This window comes from Streptomyces sp. NBC_00358 (assembly GCF_036099295.1).
Classification (GTDB): Bacteria; Actinomycetota; Actinomycetes; order Streptomycetales; family Streptomycetaceae; genus Streptomyces.
This window is the reverse complement of record NZ_CP107976.1, coordinates 1,827,313-1,848,279: the sequence shown is the minus strand read 5'-3', so window position 1 is coordinate 1,848,279 and position 20,967 is coordinate 1,827,313. Positions and strand designations below refer to the sequence as shown.

The 20,967-nt window shown below is 66.5% G+C and carries 12 protein-coding genes; 3 read left to right on the top strand and 9 right to left on the bottom strand.

The window, feature by feature from the left end:
- Positions 1–839: 839 nt before the first annotated feature.
- The 5 genes from OHT01_RS07595 to OHT01_RS07575 form a co-directional block, all read right to left on the bottom strand.
- Positions 840–1,877, bottom strand: a complete 1,038-nt coding sequence (locus OHT01_RS07595; protein WP_328552364.1) for an SPFH domain-containing protein — start codon at positions 1,875–1,877, stop codon at positions 840–842.
- A 4-nt stretch (positions 1,878–1,881) separates the two neighbouring features.
- Entirely contained in the window at positions 1,882–2,313 is a 432-nt protein-coding gene (locus tag OHT01_RS07590) for an NfeD family protein (protein WP_328552363.1), read from the bottom strand.
- A 496-nt stretch (positions 2,314–2,809) separates the two neighbouring features.
- Positions 2,810–3,412: a hypothetical protein gene (locus tag OHT01_RS07585; protein WP_328552362.1), complete on the bottom strand. Its 603-nt coding sequence runs from the start codon at positions 3,410–3,412 to the stop codon at positions 2,810–2,812.
- Positions 3,413–3,494: 82 nt separating this feature from the next.
- Complete coding sequence (locus OHT01_RS07580) at positions 3,495–4,205, bottom strand: hypothetical protein (RefSeq protein WP_328552361.1); 711 nt, start codon at positions 4,203–4,205, stop codon at positions 3,495–3,497.
- Positions 4,206–5,517: 1,312 nt separating this feature from the next.
- On the bottom strand, positions 5,518–5,886 hold the full coding sequence (locus OHT01_RS07575; protein WP_328552360.1) for a hypothetical protein: 369 nt from the start codon (positions 5,884–5,886) through the stop codon (positions 5,518–5,520).
- 403 nt (positions 5,887–6,289) lie between these two features.
- Between OHT01_RS07575 and OHT01_RS07570 the strand changes: the two genes are divergently transcribed.
- Positions 6,290–12,382, top strand: a complete 6,093-nt coding sequence (locus OHT01_RS07570; protein ID WP_443043515.1) for a DNRLRE domain-containing protein — start codon at positions 6,290–6,292, stop codon at positions 12,380–12,382.
- A 1,281-nt stretch (positions 12,383–13,663) separates the two neighbouring features.
- On the top strand, positions 13,664–15,895 hold the full coding sequence (locus OHT01_RS07565; RefSeq protein ID WP_328552358.1) for a peptidoglycan recognition protein family protein: 2,232 nt from the start codon (positions 13,664–13,666) through the stop codon (positions 15,893–15,895).
- 260 nt (positions 15,896–16,155) lie between these two features.
- Here OHT01_RS07565 and OHT01_RS07560 read toward each other — a convergent pair whose 3' ends face one another.
- The 3 genes from OHT01_RS07560 to OHT01_RS07550 form a co-directional block, all read right to left on the bottom strand.
- Complete coding sequence (locus tag OHT01_RS07560) at positions 16,156–16,647, bottom strand: hypothetical protein (RefSeq protein WP_328552357.1); 492 nt, start codon at positions 16,645–16,647, stop codon at positions 16,156–16,158.
- Complete coding sequence (locus OHT01_RS07555; protein ID WP_328552356.1) at positions 16,568–17,149, bottom strand: hypothetical protein; 582 nt, start codon at positions 17,147–17,149, stop codon at positions 16,568–16,570. The genes OHT01_RS07560 and OHT01_RS07555 overlap by 80 nt, the downstream gene beginning before the upstream one ends.
- Before the next feature lie 655 nt (positions 17,150–17,804).
- Positions 17,805–18,164 carry a hypothetical protein gene (locus OHT01_RS07550; RefSeq protein ID WP_328552355.1) on the bottom strand — a complete coding sequence of 120 codons (360 nt, stop codon included), beginning with the start codon at positions 18,162–18,164 and terminating at the stop codon, positions 17,805–17,807.
- Positions 18,165–18,263: 99 nt separating this feature from the next.
- Here OHT01_RS07550 and OHT01_RS07545 point away from each other — a divergent pair, with 99 nt between their 5' ends.
- Positions 18,264–18,440 (top strand): hypothetical protein, encoded by a 177-nt coding sequence (locus OHT01_RS07545; protein WP_328552354.1) that lies wholly within the window; start codon positions 18,264–18,266, stop codon positions 18,438–18,440.
- Positions 18,441–19,227: 787 nt separating this feature from the next.
- On the opposite strand, the gene OHT01_RS07540 is transcribed toward OHT01_RS07545, so the two are convergent.
- Positions 19,228–20,850, bottom strand: a complete 1,623-nt coding sequence (locus OHT01_RS07540; RefSeq protein WP_328552353.1) for a S53 family peptidase — start codon at positions 20,848–20,850, stop codon at positions 19,228–19,230.
- Positions 20,851–20,967: the final 117 nt, after the last annotated feature.

The following is a 20,967-nucleotide window of genomic DNA, read 5'->3' as shown; positions in this document are numbered from 1 at the left end:
CGAACCTGTGCCCGCGCAGCGGGGTGAAGCAGGAACCCAGTTGCGGTACGGCGCTGTGTCGGAGGACCAGCAGGCGGTTGAAGAACGAAAAGGAGGACTGCGGCCAGTGCCCGATCAAGTCCAGTTGCATCCGCAGCGACCGGCGGACACCGGCTTCCTGCCGCAGCAACTCTACGAACGGCAGGCCGCCGTCCGGGCCACGCGGCAGACCAGGCCCTGGCAGGCGAACTACGCGATGCGGGCCGGCACCCGGGCTCAGCCATTCCGCCCGGGCGATCCTGATGGCGCGAGATTCCTCCGTTCATCCCTCTGGCCAACACTTACTCGTGGGACTGCGTACTGCGGACTGCTCTGTACTGCGGGTGATGCGTACTGCTGGTGGCTGGGGAAGCGCCGCGCTTTCGGCAGCCGGCCCCGTCGCCCGTCGGGCATCTGCTCCGGCTCGGAACCCCACTGCCGAACTTCCCGGCACGCGCGCCCGCAGCCGACGCCATTTACCGGGGAACCGCTGACCGTCACTGCGGGTACTGCCTCTGCGGTCCTGCTCACGGCGGCCCCTGATGCGATGGTGTGGTGTTGGCGGCCCGGAACGCCCCTCCGATGCATCCAGGGCCGCATCATCGCTCTCCTCACCCCTAGTAGGGCTGTTACCGCGAGGGACAGGCACGGGAGGGTGGCAGCAGGCCGAGCCTGTGCGGGCCGGGCTGTATACCCATCGCGCGACCGCGGCTTCGGCCGGCCCGGAGTTCGTTGAGCCACGTCGCACCCTGAATTCCAGATGGGCTGGCGCTCGGAGGCTTCCGGTGCGCGAGTTGCGCTGGCAGAGATGCCGCCCTCCTTCAGTAAGGCGGGTCGGCTGGGAGTGCATCGGGCTTGGCGCCCTCGGCCTTGGCTGCGTCGGCGAGGGCCGCGGCAGCGGCTTCTTCCGCCTGAGCCTTGTCGTTGGCGGCCTGGGCGACCATGTCGTCCGAGGGCTTGTCGCGGGTGGCCGGTGATTGGGGCAGCACCTCGCTGAAGGCGCGGGACACGCCCTGGAGTGCGGAGGTGATCTCGCTGGGGATCACCCAGAAATTGTTGCCCGAGCCTTGCGCGAGTTGGGGCAGCGTCTGAAGGTACTGGTAGGCGAGCAGCTTGGGGTCGGGATCATTGCGATGCACGGCCTGGAACACCTCGTCGATGGCCCGCGACTGGCCCTCGGCCTGGAGGATCGCCGCGGTCCGGTTACCTTCAGCACGCAGGACAGCAGCCTGCTTGTCGCCTTCGGCGGTGAGGATCTGCGACTGGCGTTGCCCCTCAGCCCCGAGAATCGCGGCCCGCTTGTCCCGTTCGGCTCGCATCTGCTTCTGCATGGCGTCCTTGATGGACTGCGGAGGGTCGATGGCCTTGATCTCCACCCGGTTGACCCTCAGCCCCCATTTTCCGGTGGCCTCGTCCAACACACCACGAAGCTGGCTGTTGATGGTGTCCCGTGAGGTGAGCGTCTTCTCCAGGTCCATGGACCCCACGACATTGCGCAAGGTGGTGACGGTAAGCTGCTCGACCGCCTGAAGGAAATTCGCGATCTCGTAGAAAGCCGCTCGTGGGTCGGTGACCTGGAAATACAGAACGGTGTCGATCTCGACAACCAGATTGTCTTCGGTGATGACAGGCTGTGGTTTGAAGGAAACGACCTGTTCGCGCAGATCGATCACCGGTCGAACACGGTCGATGTAAGGGATTACCAGGCTGAGGCCGGGATTCAGAGTCCGATGGTAGCGGCCGAGCCGCTCGACATTACGAGCACGCGCCTGGGGCACGATCCGTACCGCCCGCACCACGGTGAAAACCGCGATCAGCGCCACGATCAGGCCGGCAATCAACCACGCCGTAGTTTCCATGGTCTCAGTCCCGGGGGTAGACAATCGCGGTGGCGCCGCTGATCTCCATGACGTCGACAATCTTTCCAGGAGGAATCACCAACGTCTCGTCGTAGGCGCGGGCCGTCCACTCCTCACCGCCGATGCGGACCCTGCCACCCAGGCCTGTCACCTCCGAGACGACATACGCACCCCTGCCGATCAGTGCGTCTACGCCGAACTTCTCCGCTTGGGGCTGGAGAACGTGGCGCAGCGCAAGGGGGCGCACAAACAGCACGCTGATTGTCGCTACGGCGGTGAACACCAAGAACTGAAACGGCAGTGGCAGTCCGACCGCGGCGGACCCCGCCGTGACCAATGCGGCCACACTTAGCATTCCGAGCGCAGCAGTAACGGTGAAGATCTCGGCCGCAGCCAACACGGCCGCGATGATCAACCAGATCAGCCATGGATCCATTGCGTGCCTCTACTGACTGGTGTGCTGCGGAAGGGCCTGACTCCCAACTGCACCCCGATACGGGACAACCTGATAGTCCTGGAGAAGGAAAAACCCTGCCGAACCATCGGAACCATCGGAGGCAATGTGCAGCCCGAGCCGGCTACTTCTCCTCTTGTCTCAATTTTACCCGTAGCGGAAGACCCGAGGACTCCTCAGCGCCGGCCAGATGGGTGCGAAGATCGCCCATCAGTTGCCGCACTAGCTGGGCCTGCCAAGCGCCCTCTGCTACGACGTCGCCTTCGCCGTAGCGATGATGGTGGCTTTGCGACCCCAGTCGATGCGAGGGAGGAGAACGGGCCTCGGACGGCCAGGTGCGTGTCGTCGAACGCTTCACGGATCGCAGTGCCGGGCGACCATGGGGAGGACCGGCCCCGGGCGCTGCGTGCCTGTGGGCAACGGCGATCGCTGCCCACAGGCACGCGCTGCAGCATCTCGTATGCGACAGGGTCCCAGGTCAGGCTCCGACCCACGCGGCCGTGGTCAGCGCCCCCAGGGTCGCACCTACTACGGTCTGCAACACTGTGTGGTACCGCAGAGCCACTCGGGACCAGCACACCACCACGGTCACGGCGTACCCCGTCAGCCACCAAGGACTGTGAACGACGGCGAGCAGCGCGACCACAGCCGATGCGACCGCCGAGTCGACGGAGACCTTCCAGACGGTGTTGACGCTCAGCAGGACGACGGTCATCAGCCACAGCGCGACCATGGCTCTGATGACGTCCGCCGGGGCGTGCCCCAGTGTCATCAGGAGTGCGCCGGTCCCGACGGACGCCAGAATGACGAGGAAGATGGGCGCCCGCTTCGTCCGGTCCACCACATGGCGGTCGCCCCATTTTCCCCGTTTCCGTTCGAACTCGATATAGGCGGCGGGCACCAGTCCTGCGCAGAGCGCGCCGAGAAGTCCCCATGCCAGGCCGACGAGGCCACCCGCGACAGCTCCGATCCCGAGCATGCCGACCACGAGTACGTTGCGCGGCTGCAGGATGTCCGTCACAGCGCGAGCAACGCTGCTCGTGGATGTGGCGGGACCCGACCGGGCAAGGGGCGAATTCACTTTCGTCCTTCGTTCATCGGGCAACACGGACCCGTTATTGGCGGCCAGGGCGCAGGTCGCAGCCGGCCGTCGTCCTGTCGGGCTAGAGCCGGATCCTCGCCGCCAGTGAACCCACTGTGATGCGCGGCGTCTTCTGCGAATCGAGGTCCGGTGGGATCATCCGATGCCCCAGTCCCCACACCAGGACGCCCAGCCCGAACCCGTACACGACGACCAGTCCGTGCCCGTTCTCCTGGGCGAACCACATCACCAGCCCGAGCACGGGTGCCGCAACAGCCAGCAGCCGGTCCTTACGGTCCTTGGCCCGCAGCAGCAGACCGGCGGCGAGGGTCGCGGCGAGGAAGTAAGTGGCTCCCGAACTACCGGCGAAGTTACGGGGATCAGTGCTGCGGTTCGCTTCCATGAAGAGCGAGTCGATGTGTTGCGGAAGAAGAATCCCGGCCACGAACAGGCCGATCATCAAGGGCCCGCCCCAGAACCACTCCGCGAGGCCCGCGACCACGGCAAGGGTCGCGATGTTCCAAGCCCCGCCCAGGAAGCCGCCGTTCTGCATGAAGACAGAGGTGACGACACGCCACCAGCCGGACTTGCCAGGGTCCGCGTCGAAAGCGTCCATGGCCCCTGCCCAACTGAGTTGGGTCACGACACCGGCGAGCGCCACCGCGAGCACGGCCGCGGAGGCCCAGGGTATGCGCCGCTGCGGGATCGAGTCGGCGCCGAGCAGCGCCAGCCCTGCCTTGAACATCAGCACCATCAGCGCTGCCGTGGTCACGTTGAACAATAAATTGCCCATGCCTGTCTCCCCCGTTGCTCGCATGCATGGTCGAATGCGGAGGTGACGCTACTGGACGTGATCCACTTGGCAGGGGTCGGGTTCCGCAGCTGAGCTGCTTCTTTGCGATCTCTATGCAGTCCTGCGGAGTCAGGACGGCCTCCAGAACCGCTTCAGGTTCCTGCTACAGCTTCACGAGGGTCAGTTCGGTGGCCTTGAGGCCGCACCACACCGGGGTTCCGTCGACGAGACGGAGGTCGGCGGCGGCCTGCGGGGCGATCCGGCCGACGTTGATGCCAGTGCCCGCACTACTGACTTCGGCTCGTCAGGGCGAACCTTCGTGAAGTCCCTGATCAGCTCGGTGTAGTGGCTGTATCCCGTGGTGTGTGAGGTATGCGGGGTGCTGTGGCAATGAGCTGATCTGCGGCCTACAGGTCGACGGGCAAAGAGTTGCCCGCCGACCGTGGCAGCGCACGCGAACACTCTTGCAGACCTCGCCTGCCGGGGCTTGCCAACTGCGGACCGCAGCCTCCGCTGCGGCAATCAGGCCGGCCGGTGGCGCACGGACCGGCCAGAGCTACCGGTTCTGCCCCACCCAGACGATGCCCGCCACAAGAGCAGAGCCCGCTGCCTATGCTGCGCCGCGTACCAGACTGAAGAGCGCAGCGCGGCTGAGCCTGCGGGCGATGGGCGTGGTCTTGTCCATGAGTTCATCTCCTTGGGTCGGTCTGAGCGGTCGGGCAAAACGACCGTGCCGGACGGGAGTGAGTGGTGTCTGAAAGAGCGGGCAGTGCGGGCAAATTCCTACTACGCTCCAGGTCATTGCGGGTGCTCGCCGTACCTGGGCGGGCAGGCGGGCGCCGTCAGAAGGGAGGGTAGATGGGGAAGCCGTCCAGGGCCCGTGACCTCTATGACGAGCTTCGGGCCCAGGAAGCAAGAGCCAAGCGCGCGTGCAAGAAGCGCGGTCAGAAGTACTCGCGTCGTGAAGTTGCCAGTGAAGCAGCCGGCCCGAAGTCCGCCCTCGACAGGCGCTTAGGAGAGTGGCTGCACGAGGAGTGGTCCAGCGCAAAAGTCCCGGATCCGAGCAGCAGTGAGCAGCTGATCGCCGTGGTCCGGGTATGGAGTCGGATGACTGGGAAGCCATGTGACGAGCGCTGGTGGCGGACCCTGTTGGTAGGCGCGGGGCATGTCCGGCAGCCTTTCGTGAAGGCCGTCAGTTAGCCACCAAAACTGGAACCTGAGAGGTGGGGCAGGTCAACCTGTCACCCAAACCTGCATCAGACCCCCACTCTCTTGCTCATTCAAGCTCCCATGTTCACAGAAGCCCCATAGATCAACAGGGCAGCCGCAAAGCTAGCCGAGCCCAAAAGAGGACAAAAATGCTCACAGCAACACCAAGATCACCTAGCTTCAAAATCGAACAGGTAAAACGTTCATAAAAATAAGGAAGGAAAGATGTCAAAGTGCCCATGGAATATTCAATCCAGCCGCCCATCAATGCAATCCAGCCACCATACCCACCGAAAATCGACGCTGATTGCGACTTGAAGGACGGTTTCGAAGTGGGCATGCGCGAACCCGTGAGCTGCGGCCAGCATGCCTGCCCAGCAAGGGGATTAGGGCTGATGGAGAGGTTGGAGCCTTGATGCCGGAAAGCCTTTCGAGTCAGCCTCGACGCTCGAAAAATTTGCTGCACGGACACGCTGTTCACGTTGTCGGAATTAATGCCTCTAATGTGCAGCAAAGTGGTGCCGCGAGATGCGTTAAATCCCCGCAAGAGCCCTTGCTTGCGCCGCTTCCCGGTGGCTGGATTGTGTTGATGGGTGGCTGGTTTGAATATGCCATGGGCACTTTGACATCTTTCCTTCCTTATTTTTGTGAACGTTTTACCTGTTCGATTTGAAGCTAGGTGATCTTGGTGTTGCTGTGAACATTTTTGTCCTCTTTTGGGCTCAGCTAGCTTTGCGGCTGCCCTGTTGATCTATGGGGCTTCTGTGAACATGGGAGCTTGAATGAGCAAGAGAGTGGGAGTCAGGCGCAGACCTGGCTTGCTGGAACCTGGGCGTGGGTGGAGCCGGGGCATAGCCGGTTCGCTGGCGTTAGCCCTGGCTGTGACAGCGCTTGCCGAGGCGGAGCCGGCCCTGGCCGTGAGTTCCGCGGTGCATGTGGGCAAGGCGTCGTCCCGGTCGAAGGTGAAGCATTACCCTTCGGCGGCTGCGGATCTGGCGTCGGCCCGGGTGCTGGCCCGTTTGTCGGGCAAGAAGGTCGAGGCCCTGTCGGAGCGGACGGAGACGTCCACGACGTGGGTGAACGCCAATGGTTCGCTGACGACGGAGCTGTCGGCCGGTCCGGTGCGGTTCAAGGACGCGGGCAAGTGGCGTTCGGTCGATCTGGATCTGCGGGCGGTCGGCGGGCGGGTGGAGCCCAAGGCTCATCCGCGGGGCCTGCGTCTGGGCGGCGGTCAGGCCACGTCGGCCGGCGTGAAGCGGTCCGCTTCGGCGGTACATGACCTGGTGACGCTGGGCGAGGGCGACCGGCAGATCGCCCTGCAGTGGAAGGGCGATCTGCCCAGGCCGAAGCTGAAGGGCAACCGCGCGACGTACGCGGGGGCCGCGTCCGGCGCGGACGTGGTGGTCGAGGCGACCCGTACCGGCTTCGAGCAGTACGTCGTCCTCGGCGCTCGTCCGGGCAACGGCTACTCGTACACGCTGCCGCTGAAGGCCAAGGGCCTGAAGGTGCGTCAGCTGAAGGACGGGAGCCTGCTCTTCACGGACAGGAAGGGCAAGAAGCAGGCGACCATGCCCGCCCCGGTGATGTGGGACGCGCGGGTGGACAAGGTCTCCGGCGAGCACACGCACCGGGCACCGGTGAAGGTGAAGGTCGTCCGCGCCAAGGGGACCATCGATCTGGTGTTCACCCCGGACGCGAAGTTCCTCGCCGACCCGAAGACGCAGTACCCGGTCACGGTCGACCCCTCGACCTCGGCGCTGTCCAACGTGTTCGACACCTACGTCCAGCAGGGCGAGACGGTCGACTGGTCCACCGACGTCGAACTCGACATGGGCAACCCGGGAACGACCAACAGCGACGGCACACCGCGCACGGCCCGTTCCTTCATCAACTGGAACACCAAGCCGATCTCGGACTCGCTGGTCTCGAGCGCGAAACTGAGCCTGTGGAACTTCCACTCGGGCAACACCGACTGTGCGGCCTACCCGTGGGGCGTGTACAGCACGGCCACGGCGTCCACCGCCTCGCGCTGGACCTCCCAGCCGACCTGGCCGGCCACCGCCTCGGCGACGTCGACCGAGACCAAGGGAAATCCCGGCTGCACCTCGGCGCCGGACGGCTGGGTGAACGCGGATGTCACCAATCTGGTGCAGACGTGGGCCTCGGCGAAGAACGTCACCTCCGGCATGGGCCTGCGTGCGCCGAGTGAGACGGCGACCGCGCAGTGGAAGCGGTTCAACTCGGCCAACGCCGCGTCGAATCCGCCGAAGTTGACGGTGACTTACAACTACCGGCCCAAGACCGGAACCGACCAGCAGGCCGGCCCGCCGTTCTTCCAGGACGCCTCAGGTGCCTGGTATGTCAACACCACGACGCCGACGCTGAGCGACACCTTCGTCGACGCCAACAACGACAAGGTCGACGGCACCTTCGAGATCGACGACGCCACCACCAACGCGCAGGTCGGCAACTACCTGGTCTCTCCCTACGTGCCCTCCGGGCAGCCGGCGACGGTGACGGTTCCCTCGGGTCTGCTCACCAACGGCAAGACCTACAAGTTCCGCACCAACCCCTACGACGGGCTGCACTACAACAACGACTGGTCGGCGTACGCGACGTTCACCGTCGACACCTCCGCACCGTCCGCGCCGACCGCGGTGACCTCCACCGACTATCCCTCCGCCTCGTGGGTCAAGGGCGTCGGCCAGGCGGGCGTGTTCAAGGTGACGCCCCCGTCGGGTGACCAGAACGGCATCGAGTGGTCACTGGACGGAACGACCTGGACGAAGGTGGCCACCAGCGGCACCACCCCGGTCAGCATCACCGTCAAGCCGGCCAAGGCGGGCACCAACACGCTGCAGGTGCGGGCGACCGACAAGGCCGACAACAAGTCCGAGGCCCTGTCCTACACCTTCCACGTCGGCCCCGGCGGTGTGACCAGCCCTGACGAGGGCACCCGCACCGCTGCCCGGCTTCCGCTGACCGCCGAGGCGGACGGCTCGAAGTTCGACAAGGCCACCTTCTCCTGGCGCCGAGGCGAGGCCGACACCTGGACCACCGTCCCCGCGGGTGACGTGACGGTGGCAGGCCAGCCGTTGACTACCTGGCCGGTGGCCCTGACCAGCGGCAAGACCCCGAAGCTGATCTGGAACGCCACCTCCACGGTCAACCCGGACGGAGCGGTGCAGATCCGGGCCGACTTCATCGGCCCCTCCAGCGCCTCCGCCTCGTCGGACCCGGTCGATGTCACCGTCGACCGCACCGCCGACGGCGCCGCGGGCGAGGACGTCGGACCGGGTTCGGTGAACCTGCTGACCGGTGACTACACGCTCTCCGACAACGATGCCTCCGTCTTCGGCCTGTCCGTCGACCGCACCGCCTCCTCCCGCTCTCCGCAGGCCGGGGCAGGCACCGGCCAGCAGGCACCGATCTTCGGAAAGGAATGGCTCTACGGCGCCGCCGGCGACCAGACCTCCGCCCCGTGGACAGTACTGGCCAAAACCTCTGCGACGTCGGTGAGCATCGGAGCCTCGAGCGATGACACGCGCCTGAACTTCACCCAGAACGCGGCGAAGACCGGCTGGATACCCGAGGTCGGCGCCGAGGACTACACCCTCACCGGCGACTTCAGCGGAACCTTCACCCTGAAGAACACTGAGGGCGAAACCACCACCTTCACCCCGGCGGGCGCCAGCAGCACCTTGTGGAACGCTTCCACCTCCTACCTGGACGGCCTGGCCAACACCACGACCACCACCGTCAACGAAGCGGTCACCCTGGGCGAGTACAACACTTCCCGCCCCAAGCTGCTCATCGCCCCCACCTCGGCCGTCTCCGCTTCGGCGTGTGCGGCCGACCCGTCGGTCAAGGGCTGCCGGGTGCTGCAGTTCGTCTACGCCACCGCTACCACCGCGGCCGGCTCCGCGCTGGGCGACTTCAAGGACCAGGTCTCGGCGATCAAGCTGTGGTCGACCGTGCCCGGGGCCTCGCTGTCCACCGTGCAGACCATCGCCTCCTACGCCTACGACGACAGCGGCCGGCTGCGTGAGCAGTGGGACCCGCGCATCAGCCCCGCGCTGAAGACCGCCTACGCCTACGACAGCGCAGGCCGTGTCACCACGCTGACCCCGGCCGGACAGCTGCCGTGGACCTTCACCTACGGACAGGCCGGTTCCAACCCGGCCGCCGGCGACGGCATGCTGCTGAAGGCCTCCCGCCCCACCCTCACCCCGGGCAGCGCGAGCCAGACCAACGGCACCGCGGCCACCAGCATCGTCTACGGCGTCCCGTTGACCGGAACGTCCGCACCGGAAGACCTCGGCACCTCGGCTCTGGCCTCCTGGGCACAGACCGACACCCCCAGTGACGCCACCGCGGTCTTCCCCGCCGACCAGGTACCCGCCGGCAACGACGGCAGCGCCCTGACGGCAAGCTCCTACACCCGGGCCGGCATCCACTACCTGGACGCCTCCGGCCGCGAGGTCGACGAAGCCACCCCCGGCCACCACATCACGGTCACCGAGTACGACCAGTTCGGCAACACGGTCCGGTCGCTGACCGCGGCCAACCGCGAACTGGCCCTGGGCACGACCACGGCCCAGAAGACGGAACTGACCGGGCTCGGGATCAGCAACCTGGCCTCGGCCGAGCGGGCCCAGCTGCTGTCCACCACCAGCGTCTACAACGACACCGGCACCCGCGAAGTCGAGGGGGACGGCCCGGTCCACCAGGTCGTCCTCGGATCCAAGCTCCTCAGCGGCGCCACCACCGTCGCCCAGGCCGGCAGCAAGGTCATCGCCCGCACCCAGACTCTCAAGGAATACGACAGCGGCCGTCCCACCGACGGCACCGCCGTGGTCAAGAATCAGGTCACCAAGCAGACCACCGGCGCCCAGCTGCGGGCCTGGCCGGCTCTGACCGCCGACCCGCGGGTGGCGGCGACCGGTTTCGACTGGGTCAAGGGCGTGCCCACCAGCAAGACGAAGGACCCGGGCGGTCTGGCGCTGACCACGACTACCACTTACGACGACCAGGGCCGGGTCATCAAGACCGCCCTGCCCGCCTCCACCGGCAGCGACGCGGGCGCGACGCTGACCACCTACTACTCCGCCACCGGAACGGGCACCTGCAACGGCCGGCCGGAGTGGGCTGACATGGTCTGCCAGACCGCACCGGTTGCGGCGATCACCGGTGGCGGCTCCAACCCCACCCAGCTGCCGACCAAGACCACCGAGTACGCCGTCGACGGCCAGGTCGCCAAGCTGGCCGAGACCGCCAACGGCACCACCCGCACCACCGCCAACGGCTACGACACCGCCGGCCGGCCCACCACCGTCACCATCACCGGCGGGCTCGGCACGGCCGTCCCGGCCGTCACCACCGGCTACGACGCGGCGACCGGTCTGGCGAACAATCAGACCTCCACCGGCGGCGGCACCATCACCAAGACGTTCGACCAGCTCGGCCGTCAGATGACCTACACCGACGCCGACGGGGCAACCACCACCACCGAGTACGACGCCCTCGACCGTCCCTCGAAGACCACCGACACGGTCCCCTCGACGACCACGTACACCTACGACACCGCCATCGACCCGCGCGGCCTGACCACCTCGGTCACCGACTCGGTCGCCGGCACCTTCACCGCCCGCTACGACGCCGACGGTGACCTGGCCACCCAGACCCTGCCCGGCGGCTACACCCAGACCGACGAGCAGGACACCACCGGCTCAGCCACCGCCCGCACCTACACCCGCACCAGCGACGGCACCGTCCTCGTGGCCGACACCGTCAGCGAGAACACCCACAGCCAGATCGTCGTCCACGGCGGCACTCCCGGCGTCACCGCCTCCCAGGCCTACACCTACGACAACACCGGCCGCCTCGCTCAGGTCCAGGACACCGGCGCCGACGCCGTCTGCACCACCCGCGCCTACACCTTCGACAAGAACAGCAACCGCAAATCCCTGGCCACCGCCGCCGCGGACACCGGCCTCGACTGCACCACCACCGGCGCTACCACGACCAGCAGCACCTACGACAGCGCCGACCGAATCGTCGACACCGGCTACACCTACGACAACCTCGGCCGCACCACCGCCCTCCCGGGCACCACCCTCGCCTACTACAACAGCGACCTCGTCCAGCAGCAGACCGCCGGCACCCAGCGCCAGACCTGGACCCTCGACTCCAACCAGCGCTTCCGCGCCTGGACCACCGAGACCAACACCTCCGGCACCTGGACCCAGACCGCCGTCAAAACCAACCACTACGACTCCGACAGCGACAGCCCCCGCTGGATCACCGAAGACACCAGCGGCAACCTCACCCGCAACATCGACGGCCCCGCAGGCGACCTCGCCGCCACCAGCACCAAAACCGGCGCCACCGTCCTGCAACTGGCCAACCTCCACGGCGACATCACCCTCCAGCTCCCCCTGGACACCACCGTCGCCCCGACCGTCCTGGACACCGACGAGTTCGGCAACCCGCGTGCCGGACAGCAGCCCACCCGCTACGGGTGGCTCGGCGCCAAGGTCCGCTCCACCGAAACTCCCACGGGTCTCACCCTCATGGGAGCCCGCCTCTACAACTCCGCCACCGGTCGATTCCTGTCCGTCGACCCCGTCCCCGGCGGCAGCGCCAACGCATACGACTACTGCGCCGCCGATCCCGTCAACTGCTACGACATCAATGGGCAATGGCCGCATTGGCGCCGCTACTGGCATCGTGCACGCTACCGAGCCGTCCACTACATGAGGCACCATCGCGTTTTCCACCTCTATCATGTGGCTGCGTCTCGCACATTTCACAATCACTACGTCAGACAGTGCGCGTGGTGGGGCGGAGCCGGAGCTGGGCCGGTCATCACGTACGGTTTCTGGGGTGGGCCGATCGACTGGGGCATGGCCGGGCTCGCCGGCGGCTTCGGCTGTGTAGGCGGAATGGGCAGTTACCGATGGGGCTGAAAAAGATGACACAAATGCGCTCGTCTGATCGTAAACCCGACCGTGTCGGGTCCATCATCGCTGCCATCGCCAGCGTGAGCAGTATCTACCTGGCGCACCTCGTGATGCCAAAATTGTCACTCGGAATCCTGATCATCCCTGGAATTATCGTCGGGGCGGCTATCGCGATCGCGATACGCAGACCGCGGAGAACGAGATAGCGGAATGACCGAGGAAGACCTTAGCCTCGCGCACACCCAGTCCTGGCGATGCAACCACTTCGGATGATGGGGATATTCGTCCACTTCTGGCAGTTGCTAATCATCGGGGTGAAGCTGCTGGATCACCCCGGCCAGATATTCGCTGACGCCGTGTTCCGGCTGTCCGTCTTCTCTCTCTTCACCGTAACCTTGCTCTGGAGGGTCGGGAAGGCAGTCAAATTACGGATATTCAAGCGGAGCAACAGTAAGTCCTAGTCTCGATCTTTCGTGACGGTCCGTCGGATTCTCCGGCGGGCCGTTTCGGCTTTGGACAGAGGTTCACCTCCGCGGCTGGCCGGTGCCTCGTTCGACCCGGGCCGCGCTATGTCCACCTCGTCGATCTGCCCATGGCTAGAAGGACCCGCATCCGTAAGGGCGATCATGTCCCCATGTGCATGTGCCGTCCTGAGTCGAGACACTCCGAGCAGGGAGGACCTGGGCCATGAGGGTACCGGTCGGCACCTGGAGGAATTCCAGCACGATGCGGTCGAGTTGGCGCAGGCCGCCGGTCAGACCATCGGGTCGATGGTCAAGGAGTTGAGGGCCAAACCCAGGGAAAGGGTGGGTGCTCGCTCGAATTCCAGACACTCAGCCCGGAAGCTCTGCTTGGGTAGGCTTGCGCAAGACCAGGTCATGGAGCAAATGTGACTGAAACGATTTTCCCTCGGCCTTGAGAACCCTGACGGTTCGAGCAGGTACAGAAACGCTACCCTCCGCACGGTCGGCAGGGTTCAGATCTTCCTTGTCGGCATATCTGCGATGTTCCGCACCGGCGACCTCGGCGATGCCAGTCCGCCAATTACGCGCATAATCACCTCTGCGCCGAGCCATCCGAATTTACCAGGAGCGAGGCAACCGCGGAGGGGTTAAATTTTCCTGATGTTCATTACGCGAAGCGGTGATAGTGTACATAAAGGACAGAATTCGCTGTCGTCGATTATGCGCTTCTCCCCCCTTCATGCTTCCATTACTCTGGCCTGCATCGGTTGAGGAATACTCCCGGTCCGCGACGCCATCATTGACAAAAGGGGAACCAAAAGGCATGAAGAGACGTATATGGGGGACGGCGGCCGTGGTAGCGGCGGCCGTGACCGGCGTCGCCGTGTTTCAGGGAGTTCATGGAACCGACGGCGACCGGGACGGCAAAAGCGCCCCGCGAGTGACCGGACCGGTGCACACCGCAGTGCACACCACGGCGGTAACAGCGAAGGGCGACCGGGCCGAGGTGTCCCAGCACGACACCGATGCGTTCAGCCTGATCGGTCTGTCATGGACCAAGCCGTCGGTTCAGTTAGCGGGCACCGTACAGGTGCGGGCCCGCAACGCCCATACCGGCGCGTGGGGATCCTGGATCACCCTAGACACGGGCGGGCACGGCGCTCCGGCGGAGGAGAGCCGCCGGGGCGCGACCGAACCGGCATGGGTCGGTCCGTCGGACGGTGTGCAGGCCCGCGTGAACGGGCAGGGCTCACCGCTCCCGACCGGGATGCGGTTGGAGATGGTCGACCCGGGTGAGGGGCGGGCGGCAACGGACGCCGATCCCGTCGCCTACGCCACCGACGCGACCGACGAGCCGTCCGCAACACCCTCAGACGAGACGACCGAGCCGACGGACGCCGGCGCGAGCACGGGCACTTCGGCGGATGAGCCGACCCCGGCGACGAGCACGCCGTCCCCCAGCAACGAGCCGACCACAGGCACCGCTTCTCCGTCTCCGTCTCCGACGCCTAGCGACTCGCCCACCGCCACCCTGCCACCCGCCCCGGTGTCGAACGCGCCCGAGCCGACGATCGTCACCCGCGCCCAGTGGGGCGCCGACGAGTCCATGAACGACGAAGCGCCCGAATACGGCACCGAGATCAAGGCGGTCTTCGTCCACCACACTGTGGATGCCAACACTTACTCCTGCGCGGACTCCGCCGCGTTGGTCCGCGCCATCCGCACGTACCACATCAAGTCCAACGGCTGGAAGGACATCGCGTACAACTTCCTTGTCGACAAGTGCGGAACGGTCTTCGAGGGGCGCATGGGAGGTGTGGACCGGCCGGTGATCGGCGCCCACAACCCGGGCTTCAACACCAACACCGTCGGCATCGCGGTCCTGGGTGAGTACTCGTCCATCGACGCCTCCGCCGCCGCCAAAGCCTCCGTGGCACGCCTGGCCGCGTGGAAGCTCGGACAGTACGGCCATGACCCCGTCGGCAAGGTGGACCTGACGGCAGGCATGGACAACGGCAAGTTCAAGCTCGGGCAGACCGCCAGCTTCTACCGGATCTCCGGACACCGCGACGGCTATGCCACCGAGTGCCCCGGCAACAAGCTGTACGCCTCCCTGCCTGGCATCCGCACCCTCGCCGGCGGCCCTGTCACCGGACTCGCCCTCAAAGCCTTCGGCCAGGCGGTCGTCTCCGGCACCACCGCCTACACCAAGGGCCCGCTCACGGTGAACTGGGCCATCACTTCACCCGCTTCACTCGTCAAGCGCTACGAAGTGATCGTCGACGGTAAGGTCACGGCCACCCCTGGCCCCACCGCCACCTCCGCCTCGCTGACCTTGGCCGCGGGCACCCACACCGTCGCCGTACGAGCTGTACACATCTCAGGGCGCACGGCGGTGACTCCCAATGCCGCCGTCGTTGCCGACACCATCGCGCCGACCTTCACCACCAAGCCCTCGGTGAATCTGACCAGCGGAACTGTCAACACCACCGCTGTTCCCGTCGCCCTGGGCTGGAAGGCCACCGACGCCGCGGCCCTGAAGGAGGTACGCCTGACGAGCCCGTCGGCGCACACCTACGGCCCCACCACGTACACCGCCGCGCTGACCTCGAACTCCGGCACCGCTACCACCTGGTCGATGACGGCCCACGACCAGGCCGGCAACACCGCCACAGCGACCACCACGGCCACCCCGGTCATCCTCCAAGAGACCTCGGCGACCCGGACCGGTACCTGGACCACCAAGTCCTCCACCAGTTACCTGGGCGGCAAGTCCTACACCTCCAGCTCTAAGAACGCCTCGCTCAGCTGGAAGTTCACCGGCCGCTCGGCAGCCTGGGTGGTCTCGCGCGCCAGCACCTCCGGTCAGGCCTACATCTACGTCGACGGCACCAAGACGGCCACTGTCGACCTGAAGTCGAGCACCACCAAATACCGCGACGCGGCATGGACCAAGAACTGGTCCACCAGTGCCACCCACACCATCAGGATCGTCGTAGTCGGCACCACCGGACGCCCGGCCGTCACCACCGACGGACTCGTCTACATGAAATAGCCGCAGGTGCCCCGCTTTCCACCCCCGAAGCGAGATCGGCCCTGACGTCCGACAACCACGCAGAGGGAGAAGTCCGACCCAAGAACTGCTCGTTGGGCAGGTATGAGGAACTGGTCACGGCCGGGCGCGCAGCCGTTCGGAGACGCGACTGGTCTGTCTCAGCCATGTGGAGACGTCCTTGTCGATGGCGCTTCGCCCTGGGAGCGGCAGCGGACTGAACATGTCTGAGGGGCTGGCACAATGTGCCGGCCCCTCAGGTTTCAGTAGCGGGGACAGGATTTGAACCTGCGACCTCCCTGGTCCCTCGCCTTGGAACAGTCGTACGGGTTCCAGTAGCAGTAGTTGCGCTCGGCGGGCGTCACCGTGTAGCTGGCGCTGCTCGGGTCGAGCATCACCGGGTACGCGAGGGTCTGGCCGGCCGCCGGGGCGAGGGAGACCTCCACGTCCGATCCGGTGGCCTTCATCGTCACGGGCACCGTGGCGCCCTTGGCGTCGACGGCGACCGGCGCGCTGAGGAAAGTGACCAGGTCACTGTTCGCGTCGGAAATCATCAGCGTGTTGTCGGAGACAGCCGAAATCTCCTGACCCGCCTGCAGGGCGACTTTGTAGACGAAGGACTTCAGCGCGTTGGCGCTGCGCAGCAGGTGGAAGAGCTCGACCTGGCTGGCACTGCTACGGACGGCGATGGTGTCCGCGTCCTTCTGGGTGTTGGCGTAGATCACCAGGCCGGTCTCGCTCAGCTCGGCAGTCACCGAGGAGGCCACCGGGAGGTCGATCAGCGTCTGGGCGGCTCCGTCGGCGCTGTTGCCCCGTCAGGGTACCGACGGAGGACGACGGCAGCTCCGTCGTGGCCGTCTGGACCGCGGAGTCCTCGGTCTCCGTCTTCTCCGGGTCCTCCTGCTCGACGTAGCCGGCCGGACTGTCGCCCTCGTCCGCGATCTCCTCATCCGGTTCGTCGGTGGCCTCGAGCCCATCGGCGGGGTGCAGAAGGTCCGCGAAGTGGGTCTCGGCGATCTTATTGATGAACGGGACGGCCAGGGTTCCGGTGATGTTGCCGGTCCGGAAGGTGTACTCGGCCCAGTCCGACCAGGTATCGGCGGCACTCTTGACCCGTGCGGTCAGCGTGTGCGTGCCGCGCGTCGTGGGCGTCAGCGTGAGCGTCGTCTTGCCGGAGGCCAGGGTCGCCGTCTGCGTCGCACCCTCGTCGAGGCGGTACTCGGTGGAAGTCGCCTTACCCGCAGGGTCGGTGAGCATGAACGCGTTCCTGCGCTACCCGCGTCTCCGTGCCACAGGCCGTCCGTCGGATACGCCGTCGATGTGACCGTTGGCGCGGCCGGGACGGAGGTGTCCACGGTCAGGTTGCGCCAAGAGGTCCAGGTGCTGTTCCAGTCCGTGCCGTCGTAGACGTTGACCCGCCACTTGTAGGTACCAGTGGCCAGTGCGGGCGCCGTCCAGCTACCGGTGGCGCCAGAAGCGACGTAGGCCGAGGTGCCGGAGGCGACCTTGGTGGTGCCGGACGAGTTCCACACCTCGAAGCTGAGCCGCACAGTGTTGCCGTCTGCGTCTGCGTCTGCGTCTGCGTCCGTGGCCTTTGCCTGGAGCGTGGGTGTGGTGTCGGCGGTGAAGGCGTCCGTGGCTGGGCTCACCGCACTCGCGGCGCCCGGCTTGGTGTTGTACGTGACCGACAGGGCCGGCTCGGGTCGGGCCCTGGGAACCGTCGACGTAGTTGGCCGAGCGGAACCGACGCCAGCTCTTCGAGTCCTGCTCGTCGCCGGCCCGGATCTGCAGGCCGTTGTTGGACTCGCCGTCCGCCCAGTCCAGCCCGAATGACCGTGTCCCAGAGGCGACTTGGGCGAAGTCCTCGGCGCCTCCGTCGGACAGTTGCACGTCGGCAACCGCAGTCTTCGGCTCAAGCCTGCTGCCGGAGTCGACCAGGTCGGTGTTGATCCGGCGCCATTGGTCCGTTCTCCTTGACGCGGATCGTCCCCGAGGTGACGTCCGTGGTCATCGTCCCGTCCGGGTTCACCCACGTTCCCGGTTTGAGGACCGTCTCGTAGACGACGCGCAGCGTCGTCCGGGAGATCCCGGCTTCCTCCGCGGTCTGCCGCTCACTGGCGTGATGCAGCGGACCGCCCGCGATCTCGGCGAAGTTCAGGTGGGCCCGCAGCACCCGCAGCGCGGTCCGTCCCCGCTCCCCGCGCCAGGGCGTTGTCTCGATGCGGTCGCGTAGCGCGGCGAGAATTTCGTACGCGTCGTGTCGCGACTCCAATGCCCTGGTGGTGCTGACCGCTTCGGAGGCGCTGTCCCAGACCCGGCGGATCTAGTCCAGAACGCGCGACTGCCCGGAGCGCAAGGCGATGTGCCGGGCGTGCCGTCCGCCCTCGTGCTCGGGGTGCGGCAGCAGTTGGGTCAGATGGTCGCCGGTGCCTCCGGCGCGGGCTACGTGGCATGCGATGGCCGCGGTGATCCGGTGCCCGTGTTCGGCTGCGCCCTGGCGATCGGCGCGCAGGACAACGGCCGGCCGCTGGAGTCGAGCCTGGTGTAACTGCCGCTCGCGTAGAGGCCGGTGAGGTCGCCAAGCAGGATCAGATCGGCCGCAGCCGAGGACAGTCGGGAAAGGCCCAGGGGGCCGCGGAGGTGGGTGAACTGTCGTTGGGGGAGTGACTGGTGGGTGCTGTCTGACACGGTGGGGTCGTCTCGCAAAGACGTGGACGCCACCCAGGCCCGCTAAAACCACGGGTGATGTCCGAAGCGACCTCCATCAGCGCCGGCGAGGTCTTCAGGACGGCCATCCTGAAGACCCCGTATGCCTGGCCCCGAGGGGGAGGCAGGCGTCCCCATCGCAGCTCGACCGAGGTCGACACAGAGCACCGCCAGAGCCGTGCACTCGTGATCAACGCCGGTCAACTCGGGTGGCTCAAAGGTCAGTTACAGAGGGCGTTGCCTCTGACTGCCTCCGCTCGCCTCTGCAACCCGTCCTAGCAGGTCACAGCCGGTTCGGCCCCACGCAAGCGCAGGTCAGAAAGATGCGCTAGCTGTACCACTGGTTCCTGACGAAGGCGGTCATCCGCGGCATGGCGCTCGGCTCCCGTCGTTGGGTCGTGGCGACATCGTCGGGACCGGCTCCGGGGGCGAGCAAGAAGACTTCCGTGTCACAGAAGTCAGACCGGAAAGTGCCTGGTGAGGGGTGAGGGGTGAGGGGTGAGGGGTGAGGGGTGAGGGGTGAGGGGTGAGGGAGACGGATCTCGTCGTACGGCGGCGAACTGACCCGAAGCGCGGACCGGGAGTGATCCCGGCCCGCGCCTCGGGGGTTCGTCCTCGGTCGGTGGGGGTCAGCCGAGGAGCTTGGTCGCCAGCGTCGCGGCGTTGTACGAGCCCCATCCGCTGGTGAAGTCCCAGCCGGTGGCGGCGGAGTAGGCGCCGTTGCTGCCGCTGGTGATGTCGTGGAAGCCGGTGCCGTTCGCCGTGTAGAGGGCGGGGTTGGCGAAGCCGAGGTTGGCCTTGCCGGCCGCCGCGGCCTGCTGGTTGTACAGCGCGGCGAACGCCGCCCATTCGGGCGCGGCGGCGCTGGTGCCACCGACCGCGGTCCAGGAGCCCTGCGAGTAGACCGAGACGCCGGGGCTCGGGTTGGCGTGGGCCGAGACGTCCGGCACCTGACGGAAGCCGCCGCCGGCGGTCTTCTGCACCGCGGTCTGCCAGCTCGGGATCTTGAAGACGGAGGACTTTCCGCCGCCGCCTCCGGACCAGGCCACCTCCTTGCTCCAGACGTTGGACGAGGTGACGGTCAGCTTGGTGCCGCCGACGCCGGTGACGTACGGGTCGCTGGCCGGGTAGTCGACGGAGGTGCCGCCGTCGCCGGCGTCGTCGGAGCCGTCGTCACCGGAGGCCGCGTAGAAGCCGAGGCCCTGGGCGGCGCCCGCCTTGAAGACGGCGTCCACGGCGTTGATGTTGGAGGTGGTACGCGCGCTCTCCGCGGCGCCCCAGCTGATCGAGGTGGTCGGGATGCCGCTGTCGACGATGGCCTGGTAGGTGTCGACCTCGCCGGCGTCGGAGTTGGGGCCCTCGAAGACCGTGACGTTCGCCTTGGGCGCGATCGCGTGCAGGACCTCGATGTCCAGCTCGACCTCGACCTGGCCGTCGCCGAGCGCGCCCGAGCCGCCGTCCACCTTCTGCACCACCGGGGTGGGGGAGCCCAGGCTGTAGTTGGTGTCGTACTTGGTGATGTTGGACTGCTGGAAGCCGTCGAACTCGATCAGCGCGGTCTTCTGGCCGCTGCCGGTGTACGTGCCGGAGACGTTGTAGCCGCCCTTGAGCTGGGCCGGGGTGTAGCCGCCGCCCGGTCCGTTGTGGGGGGTCACGGTGGAGGTCGCCTGGTGGTGAAGCTGGACGCGGTTGTTGAGTCCGGCCACGTCGCTGACGAGGGAGGCGATGGCGGTCGGCAGGGTCGGCGCGGTGTCGTTGGCGTAGAACGAGCGCCCCGAGGAGGCGTCCTTCCAGGTCGACAGCTTGGTACCGAAGGCCTTCTCCAACTGGGCGGCGGTGCCGCTGGCGTCGACCAGCAGGTTTCCCGAGTGGACGGCGGTGACGGTGACCCCCTGCGAACGCAGGTACTCCTTCAGGTGCTTGACCTCGGCATCGGTCCGGCCGAAGCGCGCGGCGAACTGATGCTTCGTCAGGTAGTGGCCGTAGGTACTCGACCGCGGGTTGCTGACCTTCGCCACGAAGGTGTCGAGTGCCTTGGCGTCTCTGGGGGTCAGGCTGATCGCCACCGATATCCGCTTCCCCGCGGCGACGTTGCCGGTGCGGGTCGCGTTCTTGTTCAGGCCCTTCAGGACATCCCCCTTCACGGCCGTGATCGCGTGCGGCTGGGGAGTGCCGACGGCGTAGGCGGCGGGGACGGCGGCGGAGAGCAGGGCCGGCACGGCGACCAGGCCGACCAGTTTCAGACGTGACATCACAGAGGTTCTCCGGAGAGTGGGGGTGGTGTCCCGGAAGCGGAACGGCTTCAACCTAGGAACACCGGCCCCACCCGCATAAGCGGGGGAACCCTTGCTTCACGTGTTAACTACTGA